Raw genomic sequence first — 18,670 nt, forward strand, 5'->3', positions numbered from 1 at the left:
GTCCTGCAGGCGAAATTGTCACCACTTTGTCAACATCGTTCTACAATTCTTGCCTTGACGCTGGCTCCCGTGCTCTGGACAATCCAGCCTCTATATTCCGCAGAGGATATTTATGGAAGCCTGGATTCAACACCTGTTTTCGCAATCGCTGGAGTACGCGCTGATCGCTGTGGCGCTGGTGACCTTCCTTGAGTCGCTGGCCTTCGTGGGATTGCTGTTGCCGGGCACGGTATTAATGGCCAGCCTTGGGGCGCTGGTCGGAAGCGGACAAATTGGTCTTTACCCTGCGTGGGCGGCCGGATTCGTTGGTTGTTTAATCGGCGATTGGGTTTCCTACGGCATCGGCTGGAAGTTTCAGGGGCCGCTGCATCGCTGGAAATATCTGAAAAAGTACAAGGGTTTGCTGGATAAAACCGAGCATGCGCTGCATCAACACAGCATGTTCACTATTCTGGTGGGGCGATTTGTAGGACCGACGCGTCCGCTGATTCCGCTGGCAGCGGGCATGCTGGAGTTGCCGGTGCGCAAATTCCTGCCGCCTAACCTGATTGGCTGCATCCTCTGGCCGCCCGCGTATTTGATGCCGGGCATTCTGGCGGGCGTGGCGATTGATGTACCGCAGGCCGCGCAGGGCGGCAGCTTTAAATGGCTGCTGTTGCTGGTGGCGCTGTTGCTGTGGATCGGTGGCTGGTTGCTGTGGCGCTGGTCGCGCAGCGGGAAAACCGTCGATTGGGCATCGAAATATCTGCCGACTGCGCGTCTGCGCTGTCTGGCACCGCTGATGGCGGCGATTGGCCTGGGTGCGTTTATCGCGATCCAGTTCCATCCGATGATGCCGATCTTCCGCCATCTGCTGTGGAAAGTCTTCTTCGCTTAACGCGCTGTCACGCCAAGGATGGCGGCCGCCTCACTTTCACCGCGCACCAAACTCTCTGTACTGCCATCCCAATAGATGCGCCCGTCGACGATCACCAAACTGCGCGGCGCAATCTGCTGAGCATCTTCCAGGCTGTGCGACACCATCAACAAGGTGATGTTGCGGCTTTCGCATACCGAACGTACCAGTTGCAGCATCTCGTTGCGCAGCGCCGGATCCAGCGCTGAGAAGGGTTCATCCAGCAGCAAAATCGGCTGATTGCGCAGCAGGCAACGCGCCAGTGCCACGCGCTGACGCTGGCCGCCGGAAAGCTGACCAGGCAAACGCGTTAGCATCGCCTGCAGGCCGGTTTGCTCGGCGATATCCACCACTTGCTGCTGCTGTTCGCGCGTCAGTTTCAGGCCCGGATGTAAACCCAACGCCATGTTTTGCTGCACCGTGAGATGCGGAAAAAGATTGTTCTCCTGGAACAGCATGGAAACCGGCCGCGCCGACGGCACGCTGTGGGTATGCTCAACGCCGTTCATCACCAGCGCGCCTTGATTGATCGGCAAAAAGCCGCCAATCAGACTCAGCAAGGTACTTTTCCCCGCGCCGCTCGGACCGAGGATCGCCAGACGTTCACCCGCCTGCGCCGCAAAACTGAAGCGCATCGGCAGATGCTGATAAAGGTAAGTAAGGTTATTCAGTGTCAGCATGGCGACCCGGTAATTTTTCCATCAGAGTGAAGAGTAGCAAGCAGAGCAGCAGCAGCAGGAGTGCGGTGACGGCACCGTCCGCACCGCGATAGGCGCCAATCTGTTGGAACAGATAGAAAGGCAGCGTGCGGAAATCGGCGCTGCCAAACAGCGCGACCACGCCAAAATCGCCAATCGACAGCACGCAGGCAAACGCCAGCGCCTGAGCAATCGGGCGTTTCAGCGCGCGCAGCTCAATCAGCCGCAAGCGGTTGAAACCGGAGATGCCGAGTGAAGCGCAGAGCTGGCTGTAACGGGCGCTGATATCGCGCATCGGATTCTCCAGCACTTTCATCGCATAAGGAATGGCGATCAGGGCGTTAGTAAAGATCACCAAACCATCGGCGCGCTGCGGTAACCCCACGGTGGCGTTGAACAGCAGAAAGAAACCGCTCGCCAGCACAATGCCCGGCATAGCCAGAATCAGCATGCCGCTCATCTCCATCGCCTGCGCGGCGACTCTGTTCTGGCGCTGCCGCAGTTCGCGGCTGCTCCACAGCAGCATCATGGTCAGCACCACGCAGAGCACGCCGGCGCCCACGGCAATACGCAGCGAGGTAAAGGTGGCTTGCCACAGCGCCGCTTGTTGCAGCGCACCGGCAACGCCGCCGCGCAAACCATCGACGATTACTGCCGCCAGCGGCGGTAACAGCAGCAGCAGCGCCAGGCCAATCAGTAACGTATCGCTGATGCGCGCCTGCCATGAATCCTGCGGATCGCGCCAGCCGCGAATGCTCTGGCTGCCAGTGGGAATGGCTTTGCTAAAGCGCAGGCTCAGCATTACCAGCAGCAAACAGCAAGCGAGCTGTAACAGCGCCAGCAGCGCCGCGCGGCCCGGATCGTAATCGAAATTCAGCGCCTGATAGATCGCCAGTTCCAGCGTGGTCGCTTGTGGTCCGCCGCCCAGCGCCAGCACCGTGGCGAAGCTGGCGAAACAGAGCATAAAGATCAGTGCCGCCGTCGGCAGAATCTGACGGCGCAGCCACGGCCACTCCAGCAAGCGAAACAGATTCCAGCCGCGCAGGCCAAGCTGGGCGGCGACCTGGCGCTGCTCGCCGGGAATGCTCTCCAGCGCCTGTAACAGCAGGCGCGTCGCCAGCGGCAGGTTAAAGAAGACGTGCGCCAATAGAATGCCCTGCAGGCCATACGGCGAAAAGTGGTAGTCAAAGCCGATGGTCGCGCACAGTTGTGCCAGCCAGCCGCTGCGACCGTAGACGCTGAGCAAGCCAAACACCGCCACCAGCACCGGCAGCACCAGCGTCATGGCGCACAGACGTAGCAACAGATTGCGTCCCGGAAAACGGCGGCGATAGAGCGCGCGCGCCAGCAGGATCGCGGGCAGCACCGACAGCAGCGCCGACAGCAGCGCCTGCTCAAACGAGAACAGCAGCACATGATGCAAATAGCTGTCGTCGAGTAGCGCGCGCCAGTCGGTGGCCGGAGCGACCACCACCAATGCACCAAACGCCAGCAGCGCCACCGCGCACAGCAACAGCGCGATGGCGCTACCGGGAATCAACCAGCCGGGCATTAACGGCTAACGGCGCGTTGCCATGCGCTGATCCACGCGGCGCGATGGTCGGCGACTTCGGCTGGCGTGAATTGCAACGCCTTCGCGGGCACCTGCAACGTTTGATAACCGGCTGGCAGATCGCTTTTGATCACCGGATACATCCAGTTGCCGGTAGGAATGGTCTGCTGGAAGGCCGGAGAAACCATAAACTGCATGAACTGCTGCGCCAGCTTAGGCTGTTTGCTGCTGGCGAGTTGCGCGGCGACTTCCACCTGTAAATAGTGGCCTTCGCTGAATTCGGCCGCGGCGTAGTTCTCTTTCTTCTCTTCGATGATGTGATAAGCCGGAGACGTGGTGTAGCTCAACACCAGATCGCCTTCACCTTTCAGGAACAGGCCGTAAGCTTCGCTCCAGCCTTTAGTGACGGTAACGGTTTTTTGCGCCAGCTTCTGCCACGCATCAGCTGCGTTATCGCCATACACTTTTTGCATCCACAGCAGCAGGCCAAGACCCGGCGTGCTGGTGCGCGGATCTTCATAAATCACTCGCCATTTTTCCGGGCTTTCGACCAGCTCTTTCAGGCTTTTCGGCGGGTTCTTCAGTTTGTTTTTATCGTAGACGAAAGCGAAGTAGCCATAATCGAACGGGATAAAGGTTTGATTGTTCCAGCCATCCGGCAGTTTTAAGCTGCGGGTATCCACGCTGCTGTTGGCAAACAAGCCGGTTTTCTCCGCCGCCTGCACCAGATTGTTATCCAGCCCCAGCACCACATCGGCTTTGCTGTTTTTGCCTTCCATGCGCACGCGATTGAGCAGCGATACGCCATCTTCCAGCGCCACATACTTCAATTCGCAGTCGCACTGCGCTTCAAAGGCTTTTTTTACCGCCGGACCGGGGCCCCAATCGGCAGAGAACGAATCGTAAGTGTAAACGGTGAGAACCGGTTTGGCAGCGAAAGCCGGTGCCGTAACCAGCAGCAACATAGGCAGAACTTTGTTTAACACTTTGCGCTCCTTGAGGAGAAGAGATGTTGAGTCGCAAAGGATCTGAGGCGTGAGGCATCTCAAATCCCTACGCCGGTATTAGCCGGATCAGGTTCGACGGGTTTCTCTCAGCCCTGATATCAAGGCACCCCGTTGAGAACGGCTCATTCTAGACATTTATATGACAGCGCGAAAGGATCACAGCTCCGGTGGTGCAAACCAGGCTGATTTGAAGTCAAACCAGCCGAGCGTATTCAGCCGCACGCCGCGCATACTGCGTTGCCCTTCCAGCAGCAGCCAGTGATGGAACAGCGGATGCAGATAGTCGCGGTCGATCAGCTGTTTGCTCCATTCCGCCAGCGGTAACGCTTTCTGCCGCCAGCGCGCGGCATCGGCTTGCCAGTCAATCGGAATGCAGTGATGCATCAACGGCAACTCGAACAGTTGCGCGAACAGCGCGTACTCCAGCGGCAGGGTAAAGTTGACGCTGCCGAGCCAGATATCACTTTCACCTTCGCCCTCGAACCACGCTTCGTAGCTCACGACACGAGTAATTAGCTCAACACCTTGCTGCGCCAGCAGCGGTCGCAGCGCGTTAGCGATACCTTCATGCTCAACGTGATGGCTGTACCAGCTCAGCGTCAGCTGAGTTAAGCCTGCCGGTTTATCGGCGGAGGTGAGATCGCGGCGATGGTGCCAGCGCGGCAGCAAGCCATAAGCCGGGAACCAGTAACGCTGATAGCCTACGCCTGCATGATTCAGTAAGGCGATGGGATTAAACAGATAGCTTGCCCAGCGGCGGAAATGGGCATCGCGACCCCACTCGGAGCGCTGATCGTACAGCAGGAAGTAGCAGCCTTCTTCCAGACGACTCTCTTCCGATTTTTCATCGGCGGTTTCGCCCTGCAACTTGACTCCGGCATACACCAGCTCGTCGCTGATCTCCGGCAGCACCCAAATCGACACATCGTCAATCAGCGCGCGATAGCCAAAGTAATCATCAAAGGCGGCGATCTTCAGCTGCGTTTGCTGATTGCGCACCACGCTGTACGGACCGGTGCCAAGCGGCTGGCGGGCAAACTGGCGTAACGTGGGCCATTCGCGCGGCAGGATCATCGCGCTGACGCTGGCCAGCAGCCACGGCAACCAATCGTCCGGCTGGCTCAGATGGATATCCAGCGTCCAGGGCGCGGGCGAATCCAGTTTACTGATGTGAGAAAACAGCGGCTGGCTGCGCACGCGCTCCAGCGAAGCAATCACATCCGCCATTTCCAGTTCACGGCCATGATGAAAACGAATCGCCGGGCGCAGGAAGAAACGCCACTGCAGCGGCGAGGTTTGCTGCCAGTGATGGGCGATATCGGGTTCGATTTCCCCCTTTTCCTCATTTATGCGCATCAGGCCGTTGAAAATTTGTCGCGCCAGATGGGTTTCCGAACGGCGCAGCGGCGAACCGGGTAGCAGATTGGGCAGCGGGCGATAATAGAGCACGCGCAGGATGTGTTTACCCTGGCGGAAGCTGCGGCCTAAATGTGCCGCAATCATCTGGCGCACCTGGTTTTTATCGCCCACCAGCTGCACTAACTGTTCGATACGATCTTGTTCCAGCAGATCCTCGGCGCGCTGCTGCTGGAGCGCCAGGCCGGTGTAGCAAAAACTCAGCATTGAGCGCTTGCCGCGTCCCGCTTCTGCCTGCCAAATCAGCCAGCCTTGGCTTTGCATGGCGTTGAGCAGGTTACGCATATGGCGACGCGAGCAGTGCAGCAGATCGGCCAGCTCGCTGAGCGTGGTTTCCTGATCCTGCCCCTGACAGCTTTGCCATAGGCGGATAAATTGCTGCTGCAGACGTGAAGAGGACATAAAAGGGGAACTCCTTGTCAGAATCGCTCAGTTTTTCCTGCCTCATATTAGAGGCATACTGCCCGGCAATGGAAGAGCGGGAGGCATTCAGTAATGAATGGCGCTCTGCCAGCGGTTCCGCCGACGTGGAACCCCTTTCTGAGTAGGGTGCATTTTCACCGCCAGCAGCGCTTTATCTGCTGGCTTTTTTCGTTTTGCTGTAGAATCTTCTACCCTCATTTCTCTACCTTTTTTATTCGCAAAGGGATTTCTGCATGAAATCGCTGTTAACGCGTCAACGTCGCATCAATCCGGTCTACCTCTCGTTTATGGCGGTGTCGTTTATGACCGGCGTGGCCGGTGCGCTGCAAGCGCCGACGCTGAGCCTGTTTCTGACGCGCGAAGTACAGGTAAGTCCGTTCTGGGTCGGCTTGTTCTTTACCATCAATGCGATCGCGGGGATTGTGGTCAGCCTGCTAATGGCGAAACGCTCCGATAATCAGGGCGATCGCCGCAATCTGATTCTGTTTTGCTGCCTGATGGCGACGCTGAATGCGCTGCTGTTTGCCTTCAATCGCCACTATTTAACGCTGGTGACGCTGGGCGTGTTTTTGTCGGCGCTGGCCAGCGTGTCGATTCCGCAGGTGTTCGCCCTCGCGCGGGAATATGCCGATCAGTCGGCGCGTGAAGTGGTGATGTTCAGCTCGGTGATGCGTGCGCAGCTGTCGCTGGCGTGGGTGATCGGGCCACCGCTGTCGTTTGCGCTGGCGCTTAATTACGGTTTTGTGACGCTGTTTTGCGTGGCGGCGGGGATTTTCCTGCTAAGCATGCTGCTGGTCTGGCGCACCTTGCCCTCGGTGCCGCGCGTGGTGGTCTCGCCTGAAGAGGTGCTGACGCAGCTGAGCCCGTGGAAGGACAGTCAGGTGCGGTTGCTGTTTATCGCCTCCGTCACCATGTGGGCGTGCAACACCATGTATATCATTGATATGCCGCTGTATATCAGTACCACGCTTGGCCTGCCGGAGAAGCTGGCGGGATTGCTGATGGGCACCGCCGCCGGGCTGGAGATTCCGATCATGCTGCTGGCTGGCCATTACGCGCGGCGCACCGGCAAACGCAACCTGATGCTGCTGGCGCTGGTGGCGGCAATGGTGTTTTATCTCGGATTGGTGATGTTCCAGTCGCGGACAGCGTTGATGGTGCTGCAACTTTTTAATGCCGCGTTTGTTGGCATCATCGCCGGAATTGGCATGTTGTGGTTCCAGGATTTAATGCCGGGCCGCGCAGGTGCGGCGACGACGCTGTTCACCACCTCAATTTCCACCGGCATGATTATCGCTGGCATCATTCAGGGCACCATGAGTGAACGCTTTGGTCATGAGTCGGTTTACTGGCTGGCGTTGGGGCTGGCGGTGCTGGCGTTGGGATTGGCGTCGCGCGTGCGGGATGTGGTTGATAGCTAGCAAAGAGAAGGGCGACAGGATGTCGCCCTTGTTGCCTCAGCGTAAGAACGCGGGCTGATTGGTCTCGTAGCTGGAGATAGACGCTTCGTGTTGCAGCGTCAGGCCAATGCTGTCGAGGCCGTTGATCATGCAGTGACGGCGGAAGCTGTCGATTTCGAAGCTATAAGTCTTATCGCCTGCGGTTACAGTTTGCGCTTCCAGATCCACGGTGAAGGTGATGCCCGGCTGCGCGGCAACCAGTTTGAACATCTCATCCACTTCTTCATCGCTCAGCTTCACCGGCAGCAGCTGGTTGTTAAAGCTGTTGCCGTAGAAAATGTCGGCGAAGCTTGGCGCAATCACCACATGGAAGCCGAAGTCGGTCAGCGCCCACGGCGCGTGCTCACGCGATGAACCACAGCCAAAGTTCTCACGCGCCAGCAAAATGCTGGTGCCTTTGAACTCCGGTTTGTTCAGGACAAAGCTGGCGGTTGGCACGGTGCCCGCATCATCTTCAAAACGCCAGTCGTGGAACAGATGCGCGCCAAAACCGGTGCGCGTCACTTTCTGCAGGAACTGCTTTGGAATAATGGCATCAGTATCGACGTTGGACGCATCCAATGGCGCCACAATGCCGGTGTGTTGAGTAAATTTGTTCGCCATGGCTTACGCTCCCTGAGTCAATTCACGAATGTCGGCAAAGCGACCGGTTACGGCAGCCGCAGCAGCCATTGCCGGGCTCACCAGGTGAGTACGTCCACCCCGGCCCTGACGGCCTTCAAAGTTACGGTTGCTGGTTGATGCGCAACGTTCGCCTGGATTGAGGCGGTCGTTGTTCATGGCCAGACACATGGAGCAACCCGGTAAACGCCATTCAAAACCGGCTTCGAGGAAGATTTTGTCCAGACCTTCGGCTTCGGCTTGTGCTTTTACCGGACCCGAACCTGGCACCACCATCGCCACCACGCCCGGCGCCACTTTACGGCCTTTGGCAATCGCAGCAGCAGCGCGCAGATCTTCAATACGTGAGTTGGTGCAGGAACCGATAAACACTTTATCGATCGCCACGTCAGTCAGTTTGATGCCTGGCTGCAGATCCATGTAAGCCAGCGCTTTCTCTGCTGAGGCGCGCTCAACCGGATCGGCAAAGGATTGTGGATTCGGAATCGCTTGATCTACCGCCATTACCTGGCCTGGATTGGTGCCCCAGGTCACTTGCGGAGCGATATCTTCCGCGTGCAGCGTGACGATGCTGTCGAATTTGGCATCGCTGTCAGACTTCAGCGTGCGCCAGTAAGCGACCGCTTGTTCCCACTGCTCGCCCTTCGGCGAGAACTGCTTGTCTTTCAGATAATTGAAAGTGGTGTCGTCCGGCGCGACCAGGCCCGCTTTGGCGCCCATTTCAATCGCCATGTTACACAGCGTCATGCGGCCTTCCATGCTCAGCGCTTCGATCGCTGGGCCACAGAATTCGACAACGTGACCGGTACCGCCAGCGCTGCCGGTTTTACCGATAATGGCCAACACAATGTCTTTGGCGGTAATGCCTGGCGCCGCTTCGCCCAGCACTTCAATCTTCATGGTCTTCGCGCGGCCCTGTTTCAGGGTTTGCGTGGCAAACACGTGCTCAACTTCGGAAGTACCGATACCGAATGCCAGCGAACCAAACGCGCCGTGCGTGGCGGTGTGGGAATCACCGCAGACGATGGTCATGCCCGGCAACGTCATACCTTGCTCTGGCCCAATGACGTGCACGATGCCCTGGAATGGGTGATTCAGGTCATACAGCTGAATGCCGAACTCAGCACAGTTTTTCATCAGCTCTTGCATCTGAATACGCGCCATCTCGCCAGACGCATTGATGTCTTTGGTCTGCGTCGAAACGTTGTGATCCATGGTGGCGAAGGTTTTCGACGGCTGACGCACTTTGCGCCCGTGCGCACGCAGACCATCAAAGGCCTGCGGCGACGTCACTTCATGGATCAGATGGCGATCGATATAGAGTAACGGCGTTTCGTTCGGGGTTTCGTTAACGACATGTGCATCAAATAACTTCTGATATAAGCTTTTCATTTTATTATTTTTCCTCGGCGATGAAACCGGCAATGATGCTGCCCATCTCATCTGTGCTCACGGCTTTGCCGTCACCGGCCAAATCACGGGTGCGATAACCCGCTTCCAGCGCACGGCTCACGGCGCGTTCAATGCTTGCGGCGGCTTCATCCGCATTCAGGCTGTAACGCAACAGCAGTGACAGCGACAGAATCTGCGCAATCGGGTTAGCGATGTTCTGACCGGCGATATCCGGTGCGGAACCGCCCGCTGGCTCAAACAGGCCAAAACCTTCTTCATTCAGGCTGGCGGAAGGCAGCAAGCCCATTGAACCGGTAATCATCGCGCATTCATCTGACAGAATGTCGCCAAACAGGTTAGAACACAGCAGCACGTCAAACTGTGATGGATCTTTAATCAGCTGCATGGTGGCGTTATCGATGTACATGTGGCTCAACTGCACATCCGGATAATCTTTTGCCACTTCGTTCACAATCTCGCGCCACATGACGGAAGTCTGCAAAACGTTGGCTTTGTCGATTGAGGTGACGATGTTGCGGCGCTTACGCGCGGATTCAAACGCGATACGCGCGATGCGCTCGATTTCGAAACGGTGATAAACCTCAGTATCGAAAGCGCGCTCGTGCGGGCCGCTGCCTTCGCGGCCTTTTGGCTGACCGAAGTAGATGCCGCCGGTCAGTTCACGCACGCACAGGATGTCGAAACCGCGTCCGGCGATATCGCTACGCAGCGGGCAGAACGCTTCCAGGCCTTTATACAGCGCAGCAGGGCGCAGGTTGCTGAACAGCTTGAAGTGCTTACGCAGCGGCAACAGCGCACCGCGCTCGGGTTGCTGCGCAGGTGGCAGATGTTCCCATTTCGGGCCACCTACGGAGCCAAACAGAATTGCATCTGCCTGCTCTGCGCCAGCAACGGTAGCCGGTGGCAGCGGTTCACCATGACGATCGATGGCGATACCGCCAACATCATATTCGCTGGTGGTGATACGCATGTCGAAACGCGTACGAATTGCATCGAGAACTTTCATGGCCTGCGCCATCACTTCCGGACCAATTCCGTCGCCTGGCAATACCGCGATATGAGAAGACTTAGACATAGTTACACCGTTTCCTTCTGATCTTTAAATTTACGCTGCAGTTCTTTTTCCACCTGCTTAGCACGCCAAATATTGTTCAACGCGTTCACCATCGCTTTCGCCGATGATTCGACGATATCGGTCGCCAGGCCAACGCCGTGGAATTTACGACCGTTGTAGTTGACCACGATATCGACCTGACCCAGCGCGTTCTCGCCGTGGCCTTTCGCCGTCAGCTTGTAGTTAATCAGCTCAGCTTCAAAGCCGGTGATGCGGTTGATTGCCTGATAGACCGCATCAACCGGACCGTTACCGGTTGCGGCGTCGGCTTTGGTCTCTTCACCGCAGCCCAACTGCACGGAGGCCGTTGCGGTTACGCTGGAGCCGGTCTGCACGTTGAATTCGTTGAGCTCGAAATATTCTGGCTCTTCGTTCTGCTTGTTGATAAAGGCCAACGCTTCCAGGTCGTAATCGAACACCTGACCTTTCTTGTCGGCCAGCTTCAGGAAGGCGTCGTACAACGTGTCGAGGTTGTAATCGGACTCTTTGTAACCCATCTCTTCCATGCGGTGTTTCACCGCAGCGCGGCCAGAACGGGAAGTCAGGTTCAGCTGGATTTTGTGCAGGCCGATAGATTCTGGCGTCAGGATTTCGTAGTTTTCGCGATTCTTCAGCACGCCGTCCTGGTGAATACCGGAAGAGTGGGCGAAGGCGTTAGAACCGACCACCGCTTTGTTGGCTGGAATCGGCATGTTGCAGATTTGGCTCACGGTTTGGCTGGTGCGGTAGATTTCCTGATGATTAATGTTGGTGTGGACGTTCATGATCTGCTGGCGGGTTTTGATCGCCATAATCACTTCTTCCAGCGCACAGTTACCGGCGCGTTCGCCTAAACCGTTCAGCGTACCTTCAACCTGACGCGCACCGGCCAATACCGCAGCGATGGCGTTGCCGGTCGCCATACCCAAATCGTCGTGGGTATGAACCGACAAGATGGCTTTATCGATATTTGGAACGCGTGCCACCAATTGGCCAATGATGTTGGCGTATTCGCCTGGCAAGGTGTAGCCGACGGTGTCCGGAATGTTGATGGTGGTTGCACCGGCATTGATCGCGGCTTCAACCATGCGGCACAAATCGTCGATTGGCGTACGCCCGCCATCTTCACAGGAAAACTCAACGTCGTCGGTATAGTTGCGGGCGCGTTTGATCATGTGCACTGCGCGTTCAATCACTTCTGGCAGTGTGCTGCGCAATTTGGTGGCGATGTGCATCGGCGAAGTCGCGATGAAGGTGTGAATACGGAACGCTTCAGCCACACGCAGTGATTCGTATGCGGCGTCAATGTCCTTCTCAACGCAGCGTGCCAGTCCGCAGACGCGGCTGTTTTTAATGGTACGAGCGATGGTTTGTACGGATTCAAAATCGCCTGGAGAGGAAACGGGGAAGCCCACTTCCATCACATCCACGCCCATACGTTCCAACGCCAGAGCGATTTGCAGTTTTTCTTTAACACTCAGGCTGGCCTGTAAAGCCTGTTCGCCATCACGCAGAGTGGTATCGAAAATAATAACTTGCTGGCTCATCGTAATCTTCCTTATGCGTTAACTTTGCCGGTGCTACGAGCATAAAAAAACCCGCGCATTGGCGCGGGTTTCTTAAACTTCTGCAGGTTCGAATCAGTTATTGATTCCGCCCACGAGTCTACCGCGCAAACTGGATGCGTTTAGTAGTAGACCGAGTAGGCGGAAAGAATGAAACATGAGTCAAACCTCGTAAATTGAGTGCTGCACATATTGGTACTGGAATTGACGTGTGAAGTCAACCTTAAGTACAAGGGTATTTCTGTGAAGTCAGAAGGGCGATGTGCTGTGATTTTTCGGCTGCGCAGAGCAATGACATTAATTAGCAACAGAATAAGTGAATCCATCCACTTAAAAAATCGTTTAGAAAATAGAATTTATTTTAAATATTTGATAATTAACATCTTAAGTTGATAATGCGCATTGCTGATAAAACAAGATTAGGCTTGTTGTTAAGAAGAATATGATGTGATCAGGCCGTTTTATAGATAATCACGCCAGAAAGTAATTATCACAAAAGATTGTGGACTGAGTGGTCAGGCAATATGAAAATCATATTTCTTAGAACACGCTGCAAATAATCTATAAACCAGCATTTTCCTCTGTGGTTATGACGAAGCATTAGTTTAATCCTCGCAGGCAATAATCACGCATCAGTGCCTTTATTGCCGGATCGGGCGCGACGTGGCGTCCTGGCGTTTGCAGGGCGGGTTGTCTGCGGTTATGGTAATCGACCTACTCTCATATAATTAACTCAAGTAGATTCCCTGTACCTGGAAGGTGGACAGAACGCCGCCTTCTGAGCATAAACATAAGGTTTTGATCTTAATTGGCGATCGGGGGCCGGATATCAGTGGCGTGCGGGAAACGCGAACGTCAGTGGATTCAGTCCCTCAAGCCTGGAGGCAGAAAATGGAGATGTTGTCAGGAGCCGAAATGGTCGTCCGTTCGTTGATCGATCAGGGCGTTAAGCAGGTATTCGGTTATCCGGGCGGAGCGGTGCTCGATATTTACGATGCGCTGCAAACGGTCGGTGGTATTGACCACGTATTAGTCCGTCATGAACAAGGCGCGGTGCACATGGCCGATGGCCTTGCGCGTGCTACCGGTGAAGTGGGCGTGGTGCTAGTGACTTCCGGTCCGGGCGCCACCAACGCGATTACCGGTATTGCAACCGCCTATATGGATTCGATCCCGATGGTAATTCTTTCGGGTCAGGTGCCTTCGTCACTGATTGGTTACGATGCGTTCCAGGAGTGCGACATGGTCGGCATCTCCCGCCCGGTGGTGAAGCACAGCTTCCTGGTGAAAAACGCCGAAGAGATCCCAACCGTGTTGAAAAAGGCCTTCTGGCTGGCAGCAAGCGGTCGCCCGGGACCGGTGGTGATCGATCTGCCAAAAGATATCCTGAATCCCGCCAACAAGCTGCCGTACGTCTGGCCGGAAACAGTGAGCATGCGCTCATACAATCCGACCATTCAGGGCCATAAAGGACAGATTAAGCGCGCGCTGCAAACATTACTGGCAGCACACAAGCCGGTGATTTACGCCGGCGGCGGCGCGATTATGTCGGGCTGCGAAGCCGAGCTGCTGCAGCTGGCAGAGCAACTGAATATTCCGGTAACGACCTCGCTGATGGGCTTGGGCGTGTTCCCTGGCACACATCGTCAGTGTGTCGGCATGCTGGGGATGCACGGCACTTACGAAGCCAACATGACCATGCACAATGCCGATCTGATTTTCGGTATTGGCGTGCGCTTCGACGACCGCACCACCAACAATCTGGCGAAGTACTGCCCGAACGCCACCATCATGCATATCGATGTCGATCCGACGTCGATCTCCAAAACGGTCAGCGCCGACATTCCAATCGTTGGCGATGCGAAGCAGACGCTGGCACAGATGTTAGAGCTGCTGGCGCAAAGCGATGCGAAGCAAGAACTCGATAGCCTGCGCGACTGGTGGCAGACCATTGAAGGCTGGCGCGGTCGCAAGTGCCTGGAATTCGATCGTACCAGCGACAAAATCAAACCGCAGGCAGTCATCGAGACCATCTGTCGTTTGACCAAAGGCGAAGCTTACGTGACGTCTGACGTTGGTCAGCATCAGATGTTTGCCGCACTTTACTACCAGTTCGACAAGCCGCGTCGCTGGATCAACTCCGGCGGCTTAGGCACCATGGGCTTCGGCTTGCCTGCTGCGCTGGGCGTGAAGATGGCGCTGCCGGATGAGACGGTTATCTGCGTGACCGGCGATGGCAGTATCCAGATGAACATTCAGGAGCTGTCGACCGCATTGCAGTACGATTTACCGGTGCTGGTATTGAACCTCAACAACGGCTTCCTCGGCATGGTTAAGCAGTGGCAGGACATGATTTACTCGGGCCGCCATTCGCAGTCCTACATGCAATCGCTGCCTGACTTCGTGCGTCTGGCCGAAGCGTATGGGCATGTGGGCATTTCCATTGCGCATCCGGCGGAGCTGGAAGAGAAGCTGCAGCTGGCACTGGATACGCTGGCGAAAGGCCGTCTGGTGTTTGTCGATGTAAACATTGACGGCAGCGAGCACGTTTACCCGATGCAAATTCGTGGTGGTTCGATGGATGAGATGTGGCTGAGCAAAACGGAGAGGACTTAATTATGCGTCGTATTTTATCGGTTCTGCTGGAAAACGAATCCGGCGCATTGTCCCGCGTAGTGGGGCTGTTCTCTCAACGTGGCTATAACATCGAAAGCCTGACTGTGGCACCGACCGATGATCCCACCTTGTCACGCATGACCATTCAAACGGTCGGCGACGCGAAAGTGCTGGAGCAGATTGAGAAGCAGCTGCACAAGCTGGTGGACGTGTTACGTGTCAGCGAGCTGGGTCAGGGCGCTTACGTTGAGCGTGAGATCATGCTGGTGAAAATCCAGGCCAGCGGTTACGGCCGTGAAGAAGTTAAGCGCAGCGCGGAAATTTTCCGTGGGCAGATTATCGATGTCACGCCAACGCTTTACACGGTTCAGCTGGCAGGCACCAGCGATAAACTCGATGCGTTTCTCAACACCGTGCGTGACGTGGCAGAAATTGTCGAAGTGGCGCGCTCAGGAATTGTGGGTGTGTCGCGCGGCGATCGCGTGATGCGTTAATCACCCAAAGTAACGATTTCATCTGATTCTAACCCGGCGAAATGCCGGGTTTTTTTATTTTATGCGCTTAACCAGGATGCGAGAGAAAAGCGGTTGCTCGGCGTAGTGTTCTGCGGTTAGATGTTACAAATGTTTTACCCATAGCTACTCTGCGGATATTTTCGTCAGCGCTGGCTTATCAGAATTAAGGTGTCACCGTGAAACTGGATGAAATTGCGCGCCTGGCAGGCGTGTCGCGCACCACGGCCAGCTATGTAATTAATGGCAAAGCGCGGCAGTATCGTGTCAGCGAAAAAACCGTCGAAAAAGTGATGGCGGTGGTGCGTGAACACAACTATCACCCCAATGCCGTCGCGGCTGGGCTGCGCGCCGGGCGCACACGTTCGATTGGCCTCGTGATCCCCGATCTGGAAAACACCAGTTACACGCGCATTGCGAATTATCTGGAGCGTCAGGCGCGTCAGCGCGGCTATCAGCTGCTGATTGCCTGCTCAGAAGATCAGCCAGACAACGAAATGCGCTGCATCGAGCATCTGTTGCAGCGCCAGGTTGATGCCATCATTGTTTCAACTTCACTGCCACCAGAGCATCCGTTCTATCAGCGTTGGATCAACGATCCGTTACCGATTATCGCGCTGGACCGTGCGCTGGATCGTGAACACTTTACCAGCGTAGTGGGTGCCGATCAGGATGATGCGCAGGCGCTGGCGGCTGAATTGCGTCAGCTACCGGTGAAAAATGTGCTGTTCCTCGGCGCGCTGCCTGAGTTGTCGGTCAGCTTCCTGCGTGAGTTAGGTTTCCGCGATGCGTGGAAAGATGATGAGCGGCCAATTGATTACATCTACTGCAACAGTTTCGATCGGGCCGCCGCTGCGGCGCTGTTTGAGAAGTACCTCGAAGATCATCCGATGCCGGAGGCACTGTTCACCACGTCGTTTGGGCTGCTGCAGGGCGTAATGGACATTACGCTGAAGCGTGATGGTCGCCTGCCGACAGATTTGGCGATCGCCACCTTTGGCGACCATGAATTGCTGGATTTCCTCGAGTGCCCGGTGCTGGCGGTGGGGCAACGTCATCGCGACGTCGCTGAGCGCGTGCTGGAACTGGTGTTAGCCTCGCTAGATGAACCACGTAAACCCAAGCCTGGTTTAACCCGTATCCGTCGCAATTTATTCCGCCGCGGACAATTAAGTCGCCGCTCTAAATGAAATGCTGGGCAGTTCGCTGCCCAGCATTTATTAATCCTGTCGATATTTTGAAACCTTAGGGCGTAAATAAGCGTAAATAATCGCCACTCCAGCTAACAATTTAACCTTGCTGACTTTTCTTAATTGTTTACATGTTCACCAGTGAGGCGCGGCAGAGCTGGCGCGATGATGCTGGGCTTCCTTTCAGAAATCCCCTAAAATGCCGCCGCTGTCGCAGATTGCGGGGCAATTATATTTTTGCGCTGGAGCGCTTTATTTTTCACCATTTTTCCTCGTGCAGAAATTTTTATTCAATTATTCATCAGGTTAATTTTTTATTTTACGAATCTATGTCGATTAATTCCCTCATTGATTAATTTCACCCGATGTAAATAGTGATATTCACTTGCCGTTGCGGCTTGACAAGGATTTCATCGGCTCCGTAAACTCGTTTCGTGGTAAAAAGTGGGATAAAGTGGTGAAAACGGGTGATTGAGGGGTAAGGCTGGCATGTTCCGTGGAGCAACGTTGGTCAATCTCGACAGCAAAGGACGATTAGCAGTACCAACGCGCTATCGTGAATTGCTTGTCGCAGAGTCTCAGGGGCAAATGGTATGCACCATTGACCTCCACCAGCCATGCCTGCTGCTTTATACCCTGCCTGAATGGGAAATCATTGAGAAAAAGCTGTCTCGCTTATCCAGCATGAATCCTGCCGAGCGTCGCGTACAGCGACTGCTGTTGGGACATGCCAGTGAATGCCAGATGGATAATGCGGGTCGTTTGTTGTTGGCGAACACGTTACGTCAACATGCCGGCCTGACCAAAGAAGTGATGCTGGTTGGACAGTTCAATAAGTTTGAGCTGTGGGATGAACAGACCTGGTATCAACAAGTTAAGGATGATATTGACACAGAACAGTCGGCTCAGGAGCCTTTATCTGAGCGGTTGCAGGACTTGTCGCTATAGCTATGCAGGAAAATTTCAAACACACCACAGTGCTGCTGGATGAGGCGGTAAACGGCCTCAATATCAGGGAAGACGGCATTTATATTGATGGCACTTTTGGTCGCGGCGGTCACTCGCGCTTAATCCTTTCGCAGCTTGGTGAGAAAGGGCAACTGATAGCGATTGATCGCGATCCGCAAGCGATAGCCGCAGCCGCTGAGATAAACGATCCGCGCTTCTCGATCGTCCACGGGCCGTTTTCGGCTTTGGCGGAATACGTCGAAGAGCGTGGATTGACCGGCAAGATCGATGGTGTTCTCCTCGATCTGGGCGTCTCTTCTCCGCAACTGGATGATGCCGAACGTGGCTTCTCCTTTATGCGTGATGGGCCACTGGATATGCGTATGGATCCAACACGCGGGCAATCGGCCGCCGAATGGCTGATGAGCGCAGAGGAGGCGGATATCGCTTTCGTGATCAAGACCTACGGTGAAGAGCGTTTCGGTAAACGTATTGCGCGCGCCATCGTAGAGCGTAACCGCGACCAGCCGATGACGCGCACCAAAGAGCTGGCGACGGTGATTGCCGCCGCAATGCCCGTCAAAGACAAATTTAAGCACCCGGCAACGCGTACTTTCCAGGCGATTCGTATCTGGATCAACAGTGAGCTGGAAGAGATCGATACCGCGCTGAAAGGGGCCTTGTCGGTTCTCGCGCCAGGCGGCAGGTTGTCGATCATCAGCTTCCACTCACTGGAAGATCGCTTAGTGAAGCGTTTTATGCGCGATCAGAGCCGCGGTCCTCAGGTGCCAGCAGGCATTCCGATGACGGAGTCGCAGCTTAAAGCCTTAGGCGGTCGTGAGCTGAAAACGCTGGGCAAATTGATTCCTGGCGAAGCCGAAGTGAACGAAAACCCACGTGCGCGCAGTTCGGTATTGCGTATCGCGGAGCGAACGGCCTCATGATTGGCAACGAGCGCCACAGCTTACCCGGTGTCATTGGTGGGGACTTGCTGCGATTTGGCAAGATCCCGCTGTTGCTGTTGATCGCGGTGCTGGTGTCCTCGGTAATGGTCGTGACCACCACGCATAAGACGCGCCTGTTAACGGCGCAGCGTGAACAGCTGGTGCTGGAGCGTGATGCGCTCGATATCGAATGGCGCAACCTGATTCTTGAAGAGAACGCACTGGGCGATCACAGCCGCGTAGAGCGGATAGCAACCGATAAACTGCAAATGCAGCATGTTGATCCTTCGCAGGAAAATATTGTGGTGCAGAAATAA

Annotated in this window: 17 protein-coding genes and 1 riboswitch; of the genes, 8 read left to right on the top strand and 9 right to left on the bottom strand. The window is 55.5% G+C overall.

The genetic code is table 11. From position 1 onward, the window contains the following. The first annotated feature begins 112 nt into the window (after positions 1-112). A complete protein-coding gene (locus MWH02_RS12130; RefSeq protein ID WP_271460717.1) occupies positions 113-877 on the top strand; it encodes a DedA family protein in 765 nt (254 codons plus the stop codon). Here MWH02_RS12130 and thiQ read toward each other — a convergent pair. The 4 genes from thiQ to sgrR all read right to left on the bottom strand — a co-directional run bounded on the left by thiQ (position 874) and on the right by sgrR (position 5,970). Then, positions 874-1,575, bottom strand: a complete 702-nt coding sequence (thiQ, locus tag MWH02_RS12135) for a thiamine ABC transporter ATP-binding protein ThiQ (protein ID WP_271460718.1) — start codon at positions 1,573-1,575, stop codon at positions 874-876. The two genes, MWH02_RS12130 and thiQ, sit on opposite strands and share 4 nt — an antisense overlap. Then, complete coding sequence (gene thiP / locus MWH02_RS12140) at positions 1,559-3,145, bottom strand: thiamine/thiamine pyrophosphate ABC transporter permease ThiP (protein ID WP_271460719.1); 1,587 nt, start codon at positions 3,143-3,145, stop codon at positions 1,559-1,561. The genes thiQ and thiP overlap by 17 nt, the downstream gene beginning before the upstream one ends. After that, positions 3,145-4,131, bottom strand: a complete 987-nt coding sequence (gene thiB / locus MWH02_RS12145) for a thiamine ABC transporter substrate binding subunit (protein ID WP_271460720.1) — start codon at positions 4,129-4,131, stop codon at positions 3,145-3,147. Before thiB ends, thiP begins: the two co-directional genes overlap by 1 nt. A gap of 46 nt (positions 4,132-4,177) precedes the next feature. Next, a riboswitch (TPP riboswitch) is annotated at positions 4,178-4,273 on the bottom strand. Between the two features lie 35 nt (positions 4,274-4,308). After that, the gene (gene sgrR, locus MWH02_RS12150) at positions 4,309-5,970 is read right to left on the bottom strand and encodes an HTH-type transcriptional regulator SgrR (protein ID WP_271460721.1); all 1,662 of its coding nucleotides are present in this window, start codon (positions 5,968-5,970) and stop codon (positions 4,309-4,311) included. A gap of 254 nt (positions 5,971-6,224) precedes the next feature. Here sgrR and MWH02_RS12155 point away from each other — a divergent pair, with 254 nt between their 5' ends. After that, positions 6,225-7,412, top strand: coding sequence for an MFS transporter (locus MWH02_RS12155; protein WP_271460722.1), 1,188 nt, complete (start codon positions 6,225-6,227; stop codon positions 7,410-7,412). Positions 7,413-7,448: 36 nt separating this feature from the next. Here the strand turns inward: MWH02_RS12155 and leuD are convergent, their stop codons facing one another. The 5 genes from leuD to leuL form a co-directional block, all read right to left on the bottom strand. After that, positions 7,449-8,054 (bottom strand): 3-isopropylmalate dehydratase small subunit, encoded by a 606-nt coding sequence (gene leuD, locus MWH02_RS12160; RefSeq protein WP_271460723.1) that lies wholly within the window; start codon positions 8,052-8,054, stop codon positions 7,449-7,451. Positions 8,055-8,057: 3 nt separating this feature from the next. Further along, positions 8,058-9,464, bottom strand: coding sequence for a 3-isopropylmalate dehydratase large subunit (gene leuC, locus MWH02_RS12165; RefSeq protein WP_101762125.1), 1,407 nt, complete (start codon positions 9,462-9,464; stop codon positions 8,058-8,060). A gap of 4 nt (positions 9,465-9,468) precedes the next feature. Further along, a complete protein-coding gene (gene leuB / locus MWH02_RS12170) occupies positions 9,469-10,560 on the bottom strand; it encodes a 3-isopropylmalate dehydrogenase (protein WP_101762124.1) in 1,092 nt (363 codons plus the stop codon). A 2-nt stretch (positions 10,561-10,562) separates the two neighbouring features. Then, complete coding sequence (gene leuA / locus MWH02_RS12175) at positions 10,563-12,125, bottom strand: 2-isopropylmalate synthase (protein WP_101762123.1); 1,563 nt, start codon at positions 12,123-12,125, stop codon at positions 10,563-10,565. A 93-nt stretch (positions 12,126-12,218) separates the two neighbouring features. Beyond that, on the bottom strand, positions 12,219-12,302 hold the full coding sequence (gene leuL / locus MWH02_RS23100) for a leu operon leader peptide (RefSeq protein ID WP_099686952.1): 84 nt from the start codon (positions 12,300-12,302) through the stop codon (positions 12,219-12,221). A 732-nt stretch (positions 12,303-13,034) separates the two neighbouring features. On the opposite strand from leuL, the gene ilvI reads away from it, so the two are divergent. The 6 genes from ilvI (at position 13,035) to ftsL (ending at position 18,670) form a co-directional block, all read left to right on the top strand. Beyond that, complete coding sequence (ilvI, locus tag MWH02_RS12180) at positions 13,035-14,759, top strand: acetolactate synthase 3 large subunit (RefSeq protein ID WP_137385150.1); 1,725 nt, start codon at positions 13,035-13,037, stop codon at positions 14,757-14,759. Between the two features lie 2 nt (positions 14,760-14,761). Beyond that, positions 14,762-15,253 (top strand): acetolactate synthase small subunit, encoded by a 492-nt coding sequence (gene ilvN / locus MWH02_RS12185; RefSeq protein WP_007885011.1) that lies wholly within the window; start codon positions 14,762-14,764, stop codon positions 15,251-15,253. Between the two features lie 197 nt (positions 15,254-15,450). Then, positions 15,451-16,461 carry a catabolite repressor/activator gene (gene cra, locus MWH02_RS12190; RefSeq protein WP_101762121.1) on the top strand — a complete coding sequence of 337 codons (1,011 nt, stop codon included), beginning with the start codon at positions 15,451-15,453 and terminating at the stop codon, positions 16,459-16,461. 489 nt (positions 16,462-16,950) lie between these two features. After that, a complete protein-coding gene (gene mraZ / locus MWH02_RS12195) occupies positions 16,951-17,409 on the top strand; it encodes a division/cell wall cluster transcriptional repressor MraZ (protein WP_007885013.1) in 459 nt (152 codons plus the stop codon). Between the two features lie 2 nt (positions 17,410-17,411). Beyond that, complete coding sequence (gene rsmH, locus MWH02_RS12200) at positions 17,412-18,353, top strand: 16S rRNA (cytosine(1402)-N(4))-methyltransferase RsmH (RefSeq protein WP_101762120.1); 942 nt, start codon at positions 17,412-17,414, stop codon at positions 18,351-18,353. Next, positions 18,350-18,670 carry a cell division protein FtsL gene (ftsL, locus tag MWH02_RS12205; RefSeq protein WP_101762119.1) on the top strand — a complete coding sequence of 107 codons (321 nt, stop codon included), beginning with the start codon at positions 18,350-18,352 and terminating at the stop codon, positions 18,668-18,670. The genes rsmH and ftsL overlap by 4 nt, the downstream gene beginning before the upstream one ends.

It is taken from the genome of Pantoea leporis, assembly GCF_028048155.1.
In the GTDB taxonomy this organism is placed as follows: domain Bacteria; phylum Pseudomonadota; class Gammaproteobacteria; order Enterobacterales; family Enterobacteriaceae; genus Pantoea; species Pantoea leporis.